Origin of the sequence: [Clostridium] aminophilum, assembly GCF_900101295.1 — a bacterium.
Taxonomy (GTDB): domain Bacteria; phylum Bacillota; class Clostridia; order Lachnospirales; family Lachnospiraceae; genus Clostridium_R; species Clostridium_R aminophilum_A.
The window spans coordinates 1-8,806 of the sequence record NZ_FOIL01000083.1; the positions used below are offsets into that span (position 1 = coordinate 1).

At 49.2% G+C, this 8,806-nt stretch carries 9 protein-coding genes; all 9 read right to left on the minus strand.

Going from position 1 to position 8,806, the window contains the following annotated elements; translation table 11 throughout:
* Nucleotides 1-103: 103 nt before the first annotated feature.
* Complete coding sequence (locus tag BMW41_RS13450) at nt 104-385, minus strand: type II toxin-antitoxin system YafQ family toxin (protein WP_083379014.1); 282 nt, start codon at nt 383-385, stop codon at nt 104-106.
* Complete coding sequence (locus BMW41_RS13455) at nt 385-660, minus strand: type II toxin-antitoxin system RelB/DinJ family antitoxin (RefSeq protein WP_074650690.1); 276 nt, start codon at nt 658-660, stop codon at nt 385-387. The genes BMW41_RS13450 and BMW41_RS13455 overlap by 1 nt, the downstream gene beginning before the upstream one ends.
* A gap of 119 nt (nt 661-779) precedes the next feature.
* Nucleotides 780-2,849 carry a carbohydrate-binding domain-containing protein gene (locus BMW41_RS13460; protein ID WP_074650692.1) on the minus strand — a complete coding sequence of 690 codons (2,070 nt, stop codon included), beginning with the start codon at nt 2,847-2,849 and terminating at the stop codon, nt 780-782.
* Between the two features lie 75 nt (nt 2,850-2,924).
* Entirely contained in the window at nt 2,925-3,596 is a 672-nt protein-coding gene (locus BMW41_RS13465) for a DUF4956 domain-containing protein (protein ID WP_074650693.1), read from the minus strand.
* A 32-nt stretch (nt 3,597-3,628) separates the two neighbouring features.
* Entirely contained in the window at nt 3,629-4,306 is a 678-nt protein-coding gene (locus BMW41_RS13470) for a polyphosphate polymerase domain-containing protein (RefSeq protein ID WP_143050887.1), read from the minus strand.
* A 421-nt stretch (nt 4,307-4,727) separates the two neighbouring features.
* Nucleotides 4,728-6,554, minus strand: a complete 1,827-nt coding sequence (locus tag BMW41_RS13480) for a sensor domain-containing diguanylate cyclase (protein ID WP_074650695.1) — start codon at nt 6,552-6,554, stop codon at nt 4,728-4,730.
* A gap of 505 nt (nt 6,555-7,059) precedes the next feature.
* Nucleotides 7,060-7,341, minus strand: a complete 282-nt coding sequence (locus BMW41_RS13485; protein ID WP_074650697.1) for a rhodanese-like domain-containing protein — start codon at nt 7,339-7,341, stop codon at nt 7,060-7,062.
* Nucleotides 7,342-7,537: 196 nt separating this feature from the next.
* Nucleotides 7,538-8,545 (minus strand): phosphorylase family protein, encoded by a 1,008-nt coding sequence (locus BMW41_RS13490; RefSeq protein WP_177171255.1) that lies wholly within the window; start codon nt 8,543-8,545, stop codon nt 7,538-7,540.
* On the minus strand, nt 8,487-8,806 hold a 320-nt coding region (locus BMW41_RS14680), incomplete at its 5' end, for a hypothetical protein (protein WP_177171256.1). The genes BMW41_RS14680 and BMW41_RS13490, both read right to left, overlap by 59 nt.

An 8,806-nucleotide genomic window follows, 5' to 3' on the forward strand; every position in this document is an offset into this window, starting at 1 on the left:
ATACGACTGATTTATAATTAGATTATAATATCATCAGATGCAAAAGTCAAGAAACGCCGTGAGCAAGAAATCCCGCCACTTATAGAGGTGGGGGATTTCTTACTCACGGCGTGTTAAAAATATCGGAATGAGATCCCGTATCAACGAGAGTCAGCGTCAGAATATCATTCTCGATTAGGTATATTAACAGCCAGTCCGGTTTGATGTGACACTCACGGAAGCCTTCAAAATTTCCGGTCAATGCATGGTCTCGATACTTCTCCCCCAATGGTATTCCCTGACGAAGATTATCTACTGTCTCATCTATGAGAGACATATTAAGACCACGTTTTTTCATCAGCTTATAACTTTTCTTATAAGTTGTGGTGAATTTCACCCGGTACATCAGTCAGCCTCCAAAGCAGCTTTGAGTTCTTCCATTGAAGAGTATCCCTTTACATCTGGATCTCGAGATATTCGCCTTGCTTCCGAAATAGCGTCGAGTGTTGCCTGGTTGTACTGCGGCATCTCGACACTGAAAGGAAGGCCACCTTTTAAAACACACTGATGAAGGAAAATATTTACAGCGCTGGACATATCAAGTCCGAGATTGCTGAACAAAGCTGTTGCCTGTTTTTTTATATCTGCATCGATGCGAATCTGAGTAGGAGTAGTTGCCATATTGATCACCACCTTTCATTTTTATTATCTTTCATTTGGTTTACATTGTCAATTATTTCAGCTATATTTAAAGATTTTTGTCAAAAAAATTATAATCACGCCCTGCTTCTCCCTATTTCTCAATATTTCTTTACAAAAATGATGCCGGCGATAATTGCCACTGCGCACGCGCCCATCCAAGCCCAGGTCTGCGGGTCATAATCCATGATCGTGTTCGCAGCACTTTCTGTGCTGTCCGCGCTTTCCGTGTTCTGCGCGCCTTCCGCTCCTCCCGGAGTCTTTTCTCCCATTCGGCCCATGTCTCCCGACTGGAGACTGCCCATCTGAGACGGATCACCTGCACTCGTGTCCTGAGAATCCGATGTCCCGTCCGCTTCTCCGAACCGGAATCTGCCCCTCTTCTGAATTCCGTTCTCACCTGCGCTCTCCGAATCCGGTGCTGCGCCTGTTTCATCCGTTTGGAAATTTCTCATCCCTCGGAAACTTCCCCTCTGCGGGAATCCGCTCTCACTCGAATTCTCTGAATCTGCCGCTCCGTCCGCTTCTCCGAACGGAACGCCTCCCATCTGGGCTCTGCCGCCAAATCCCGCATTACCGGAAACATTGATGGACTGAACCTTCTCATCAAAGGTGACTTCCGTTGTCACATCCTCTTTTCCCTCGGAAGAGATGACCACTGTGTAAGTCTGTCCCTGCTCCAGCTCCGGGCTGCTGAGTGTCAGCGCCGTTGCCTCCAGCGGAATCTCCCGTGAGAGAACCGTTTCTCCGGAACCACTCAGAATGCTGACAATGCTTCCCGCCACTGCGCTCTCCTCCGGCACATAGACCAACGAACACTGACCGGAATCCGCGGAAACTTCCTCCAGCATGGTGCTGCCGCCGCAGGCGATCACCGTGCCTCCGTTGATCTGACACGTTCCGCCGTTCTCACTTCCGTAATCAAGTGCGTTGTTCGGTCCGCTTCCCGACAGGCTCACGAACACCGTGCCGCCGTTAATGATAATCCCGCCGTTGGAGTCAATGCCGTCTGCATCCATTCCGGTTTCGTTGATGATCATAACGGTTCCGCCGTTGATGGTAATCGTCGGCTGAACATCGTCATCTTCATTGTCAGAATCTGAAGCGGACTCTGTATTCTCATCTTTCTGAACCTGCGGTGATGTCCGCATGCCGGTTCTCTCCGGCGTTGCCGCAGCATCTGCGACAGACTCATTTGTACCTGCTGTATCCTGTTCTCCCGCCGATTTCTGCGCGTCAAACTGCATTTCGGGCGACATGCCCATGCCACCGCCCGGGCCGCCTCCCATTCCGAAACTGTTCTCGCCGCCATTGGCGTTGATACCGTCATCGGTCGGGTAGATGGTGATGTCTCCGCCATCGATGGTAACCGTCGGCGCCTCAATTCCCTCATAGCAGCTTTCCAGCAAAATGGTGCCGCTCTTGATGGTAATCTCCGTATCACAGTGCAGTGCGTCATCCCCCGCATTCACCGTGATGGATGCGCCTGTGATCTTCAGGCTGTCATTGACATGAAAACCATCCTGAACGCTGGTGACACCGATGGTTCCGCCGGCAATCACCAGATCATCATTGGCTTCAATGCCATGTTTGTAATCTCCCTCAATGGTCAGCGCTCCGCTTCCGTTGATGGTCAGATCATCATGTGCATAAATCACACCGCCGGTTCCGTCGGAAAGAGCTTCTTCCGAGTACTCCGCTCCGCTGTGCATCCGGTTTTCCGATCCTTCCGCCAGCGTCAGGAATACCTTGTCTGCCTCATTTACCCGCAGGCAGGCGTCATCGGAACAGGTGATATCCACGCCGTCGAGGAGAATCCACACTTTGGCTTTCTGCTCAAAATCCACGATAATACTTCCGTCATCCAACGTACCGCTGATCACATACTTTCCGGGAGTTGCAATCACGAGATCACCGTTCAGAAAATACGCGCCATCTCCTGAGACGGTTCCGCCGCTGCCTTCCAGCGTGACGGTCACGGCGGATGCGGTATCCCAGGCACTGTTCAGGTCATTTTCCGTAAACTCCCCGGAAGTCTCGGCAAGATCGGAATCCGCATCGACCATTTTTTTCAGTCCCAGCGATTCTCCGTTGATAAAGAGAATCGTGATGACCATCGCAAGGATCGTGGCAGCGATGCAGATCCGGTCTATCAATTTGTTCTTGGACATATCTTCCCTTCTTTCTGAGCTTCCCGGAATCTTTCTATCTCCATGTGTTCGTCGATGCGATCCCAAGCGTTTCCGTCAGCCCATATAATCGCCGTTGTAGCTGACGAGAACGGCATGCTCCACGCCCTGCAGTTCGGTAAGCTCGTTGATAAAATCGGTGTTGTCGTCCTTCAGGCGGATTTCCATGTTCAGTTCCACTTCACCCTTCCGGGCGGTCTTGCTCTTCACCTGAGTTTTTGCGGTGTGCTGTTTCAAATACTCGGTCACATTTTTCTCACTGTCATGGCCGTCGCAGGTCACCACCACGATGTACGGAGCGGTGTGGGACTTCCGGTTTGCAAACAGAAGCAGTACAATTCCGATCATGACACTTCCGAACACTGCCAGCGGAATCATGCCGGCTGCCAGAACGATGCCGGCCGCAATGGACCAGAACAGGAACGCGATATCCATCGGCTCCTTAATCGCGGTTCTGAAACGAACGATGGACAGCGCACCGACCATACCAAGGGACAAAACCACGTTGGACGTCACGGCAAGGATGACCAGTGTGGTAATCAGTGTCAGCGCCACCAGCGTTACGCCAAAACTTGAGGAATACATCACTCCGGCATAGGTTTTCTTATACACATAAAAGATAAACATTCCGAGTCCGAATGCCAGAATCATGGCGAGTGCCATATCCAGCATGCTGACCGAGGTTACATTGTTCCAAAAGCTTGATTTGAAAATATCGTTAAATGTCATATCCTGTTCTCCTTTGTTTTATATCCATTGTCTTAACCGTAGATCCGGCAGGCGGCATACTTGGAAAATGCCGTCACTCTTCGTCCCTGCAGGTCCACCGCGTCCCGGATGATATCCGGCAGAAATTCATCCCATTTAACTTCCAGAATGATGACGGAGTCACCGGCCGGGATTGTAACACAGTCCCAATCCAGAAAATCGGTCCGGTTCAGTCCGGTTCGGATGTTGTAGTCAATGGTGACCCGCACATTGCCCGGTCCGAAGATAAAGGGTTCCCGGGTATAATCCACGATAGTCTTCGGTTTGATGCCCCGGTTTCTCATCTTTACATACAGTTCCTGCACCAGCGGCCGGCCGCAGTCCCTCATCCATTCGATTCTGCCATCCACAATGGCCTGGGCTTCTTCTTTTGTGAGACGGGCGCTGAATTTACTGCAAAGGCCGTTGGTCTTACACTTCTTTTCCAGATTGATCCGGCTTGTATCGCCGTTATAATACCGGATCCGGAATTTCTCTCTCATATTGACGCCATCGATTTTTTCCCTCAGCGCACGGTCGTTCAGATCGTCAAAATAAAGGCTGCGGATCTGGTATTTTCCATCCACCGCATGCGGATCGGGCCGAGCCACCGCTCGTAGTCTCTGCCGGATCGCGATACAGTCCGCCGCATTGATCTCGTGTTTCCACTCATGCCGGTATTTTGTTCCCATATATTTGCCCTCCTTCATCGGAAGTTTCTGTCGGAATTTATGGTTCATTATATTCGCCAAGATTAATTGAAGTTAAACTTTTGAGCACTTAAAAAGTGAACTTTTTTTCACATTTTTTCAATGCATAGTCTTTGGCTCATTGACTGAGATAATTTTCAGCAAACACCGGTCAAAACGTTTCCATGTCCTGATTTTCGCTGCGAAGCGGCCACTCCCTTTGAAAATCCCGCGGCATCCTCCCTCCGGTCTTTCGAAAAAAAAGAAGGTGAGTCCTTTGCCCACCTTCTCGGGATAAAAAACCGGCTTCCATTTTCCAAATCCTTCCGGATCAGTGCATCCCATCCCGGAATGCAGCCGGTATGTCTGTTCTCTGTTTCATGCCAGTCCGCCGAGGGCGCCGCTGCCGTTGCTATCAGTCCCGCTATGGAGCAAACGTAAGACGGTTTCCCTCCTGTTTTTTACTCTCATACATTGCCTTGTCCGCCTTCTGAAGGATCTCAGAAAACGGCTCTTTATTGGTCATGTTTGTCAGGACAGCGCCCACGCTGACCTGAAGCTTCCAGTCGGTAATTCCCTCAAATGAAACATCGTTGATATTTGCAAACAATCGGTCAACCACGTTTCTGCCGATACCGGCATCATCCACTCCCGTGGCAAATGCGACAAATTCGTCACCGCCAAGACGGTATACCACATCAGAGTCACGGAACGTATCTTTGAGACATTTCGCCAGGGCGATGATCACATCATCTCCCATCTCATGTCCATAGTGGTCGTTCACATATTTAAAGTGATCCGCATCAAGGATCAGCAGCATTCCAGACACGTCTTTTTCGAGTAATTCAAAAATCCGTTTTTCACCGCCCGCCCTGTTCAGAATCTGTGTGAGCGCATCCGTTTCCGAAAGACTCCGAAACATCTCCTGTCTCTTCTTATCCTCGTCGATGGACTGAATCGCCCATATCACCTTGGAAATATCCCCGTTTGCCTCCCGTTTTGACACGATAAAATGCATCCGATTCCATTTCCCCGTTGTATCCACATATTCATGGGAAATGGTATTCAGATTTCCCATCCGGTTCCGAATCGTCGCTAAATCCATAAACTGCTCCAGTATGCTTCGTGACGATTCCGAAGCCAGTGCTTTCACGATCTCTTTTACCGGAACATTGAGATGATCATTCGTTTCCCGGAATACTCCACGGACTTCCTCTCCGGACCGTATGGTCTTCACCGTGCCATGCTTCAGGTCCAGAATGTCCATGTTCGAGTAAATGTCGGAGAGAGCACCGATCTCACTGGACAGTTCTCCCGCTTCTCTGTGCTTGCGCAGATATATACTGATAATCATCCAAAAGATAAAGAGTACCACTGCCAGACCAAGAGCGGAAGCAACATAGATATACCTTATCGACCCAAGAATCTCTTTTTCATCAAGGATTAACACAGAATACCAGTCATTGTTTATCTGATCGCAAAAGACAATCTCTTTCCCTCGTTCTCCGGCATTGGTAAAATATCCGTGTTTTATCCCAAAGATCTTCCCCGCCAGTTCCTTTTCTCCTTCACTTCCTTCGCGAATCAGGTCTGTTCCGATCCGGCTCGCATCGGAATGACTGACAATAGTGCCGCTTTTGTCAATGACCAGGGCGGCACTGACTTTTTTCGATGCAAACATCTTTTCCTCAAGTTTTTGAATGCCGTCAAGGAAAATATCCATCGATAAGACGCTTTCTTTATCGTCGAGAAGCTTGCAGACAGACATCATCATGGTTCCGGTCTGCAGATTCAGGAAAGGTTTTACAAACGTAATATCGCCATTGGCTTCTTTTGCCGCAATATACCACGGACGCGCTTCCGGCACATAATCCTCCGGCACAGTCCATCCCGAACCATCCAGATACTCCCCTCGGCAATACCCATATATACCCGTGGAATTATCATCGATCACTGTCGAGTAGACCCCGGTTTCTTCCCGAAGAAACGAAAGAATATCTTCATTGCTCCGGTTCTCCGAGATCATTTCTTCAACTTTCCTGGCAGAGAAATGAACCGCATCCTTTGGTGTATTGAGATAGAATTCTATCTCCCGGGACAGCTGAGTCGCGCTGTCATTCCACGTATTGATCAGATTGGTACGGGAAACCTGATAAAGACAATAAAACACCGCCGCCATGATTAAGAAAACCACCAGAATTCCCGTGCCGAAAAATATGAACGGCCTTCGCTCTTTCCATCGTCGATCCATAAAATATCCCCTTTGTGATGCAGACAACCGTCCGTCCTGCAATTACCTTGATTCTTTCGCCTGCTTAAGGAGTCCGAACCTGCTGTTTTTCAAGCCACCGAACCTTCCGGATTAAACCCGCTGACGGGCCGATTTCCCATAAACAGGTTTATACTATGCTTATCGAACCGGATCAGGCTATGGATACATATCGTGTTTTTATATCAGTAATAATTTGTCATGGTTACAAATTATCGAAAGAGAGTATCCACTCATCACACGTTCTTTATTTAGACTCTTCAGAAACGCTTTCTTCAGAAAACTTTTCTCGTATGACAATTTCCCATGAAACAAAAAGACCCCTATACCATTTCTGATATAGAGATCTCTGTTCTGTCATCTTAACTTAATAACCTCGGTCTTTCCCCCGTCTACTCAGGTTCAAAAACCCCGGATTCCATTTTTCAAATACTTTGGGATCAGCGCAGCCCCCTCCTGACATGCGGCCGGCCTGCTGTCCTCCGTCTTACGCCAGTCCGCCCAGCGAATTTACATTCCAGTATCCCTGTTCTTTCAGAATCGCGGCCCCTTCTTTGGCCCGATATCCACTCTGGCAATACACGAAGATCGGAAGACGCATGTCCGGATAATCCCGCGGCATCTTCATTTTCAGCTGGTTCAGCGGAATATTGACACTTCCGTTCAGATGGTATTCTCCGTATTCCTCTGAGGAACGGACGTCCAGCAAAAGTGCCGGATTACCACTTTTAATAAGTTTCAGATACTGATCAAAAATCTCTTTATTCATGGCAATTATCCTTTCCAGACGCAGTGGTGAGTTTGTATTTGTAACCGATGAAAATGCATTCTCCTTTAATAATAGACGATTTTGACATATTTTTACACTAAATAAAGAGCCAAGTACATACCAAAAGAGAGTACCCTGATTTTGTCAAAAACCAGAATACTCTCTGCACATTCCGCTTTATTTCCGCTGTTTTCTATTACAGTTTTCCATCGAGGATGGCACGGATAATGACATCTCCGACGGCAAAATTGTTCTCCATCGCCGTCTCAAAGATATCCGCCGACTCCGCGCTGTCCTCACTGGCAAGCTCCGCGGAGCCGCTCTTTTCCGCCCAAAGACTTTCCGGGGTTGCGCCGTGCACAAAGACATCCATGTTCACACTGTCGCGGAGACTGATCACGCGGTCCAGCATTCCCGCCTTCTCTGCTGCCTTGAACACGCCGATCTCTTCCATCTCCGCCACCGCAAACGGATCCGCGCAGCCATAGCTCTTCACTGCGGCAATACAGTTTTCGTGATCATATTTTCCTTTCCAGTAATTATCGCTGGTGATCGTCGTCCCCCTCAGAATGCCGGGATCACGGTCTGCCCATTCCTCTCCCGGGAAGGCTTGTCTCATATAGGCTCTGGTCTTCTCCGTGGTGTGAACCGGCACATTCTGAATGATGGACCAGACGCGGTCCATCAGCTCCGGGTTCAGGCGTCTCACCGCCTCATCATCAAAGTCCGAATCACGGAACCAGCTGAGAGAAGCGGGATTCTCCAGTTCCCGGCTGTCTGCGTGATGACCGAGATCGTAATCCACAGCGGCCGTGACCAGACATACATCGCCCATCACGGTACTTCCGGCGGCCGAGCCGGAACAGCCGGTGGAAAGAATGTAGGCATTGGAAAAATCGAACCGTTCATCAGAAAGGACTGCCCAGGTATTCAGAGCCGCCTGAACCTTCCCCATCCCGAGCAGATAGAGGGCGACACCATCTTTGACGTAGAGCCGACTGCTCTCATTTACTCCCCGAACGGTATACTCCGCAACGCCTTCTCCCAGATATTTCTCATAATAGAGTTGCGCCTCTCCGGCGAAATCGCCGGACATTTCTCCCACCTCAAACTTCGGAAGAATCAGTACCCGGATCGGTATTTTTTCATTTTTGGTACTCTCCGGTGTCTTCGCAGTCTCTGCAGTCTTTGAAGTCTCTTCCATCTTTGAAGTCTTTGCAATCTCTGCGGTTTCCTTCGCCGGAGCGGAACTGCAGGCCGTTCCCGCAGCAAATGCCACGAATAAGGGCGCCAGCAATGCAGGGTGCCGGAGCCATTTCATGTTTATTCTCATTTTTCTCTCCTTGTCCTTTTGGATGAATCTTCTCTTCTGCAGCTCTTCCTTTCAACAATTCTTCTTTTGGCAACTCTTCTTTACCGTAGATCTTCTTTTCTGCAGTTCTTCTTTTCTGCAGTTCTTCTTTTC

Excerpts from the sequence above, each read along its gene's own strand:
- BMW41_RS13480 (WP_074650695.1), bottom strand. The coding sequence starts at position 6,554 with ATGGATCGACGATGGAAAGAGCGAAGGCCGTTCATATTTTTCGGCACG.
- BMW41_RS13460 (WP_074650692.1), bottom strand. The coding sequence starts at position 2,849 with ATGTCCAAGAACAAATTGATAGACCGGATCTGCATCGCTGCCACGATC.
- BMW41_RS13455 (WP_074650690.1), bottom strand. The coding sequence starts at position 660 with ATGGCAACTACTCCTACTCAGATTCGCATCGATGCAGATATAAAAAAA.
- BMW41_RS13490 (WP_177171255.1), bottom strand. The coding sequence starts at position 8,545 with ATGGAAGAGACTTCAAAGACTGCAGAGACTGCGAAGACACCGGAGAGT.
- BMW41_RS13485 (WP_074650697.1), bottom strand. The coding sequence starts at position 7,341 with ATGAATAAAGAGATTTTTGATCAGTATCTGAAACTTATTAAAAGTGGT.
- BMW41_RS13470 (WP_143050887.1), bottom strand. The coding sequence starts at position 4,306 with ATGGGAACAAAATACCGGCATGAGTGGAAACACGAGATCAATGCGGCG.
- BMW41_RS13450 (WP_083379014.1), bottom strand. The coding sequence starts at position 385 with ATGTACCGGGTGAAATTCACCACAACTTATAAGAAAAGTTATAAGCTG.
- BMW41_RS13465 (WP_074650693.1), bottom strand. The coding sequence starts at position 3,596 with ATGACATTTAACGATATTTTCAAATCAAGCTTTTGGAACAATGTAACC.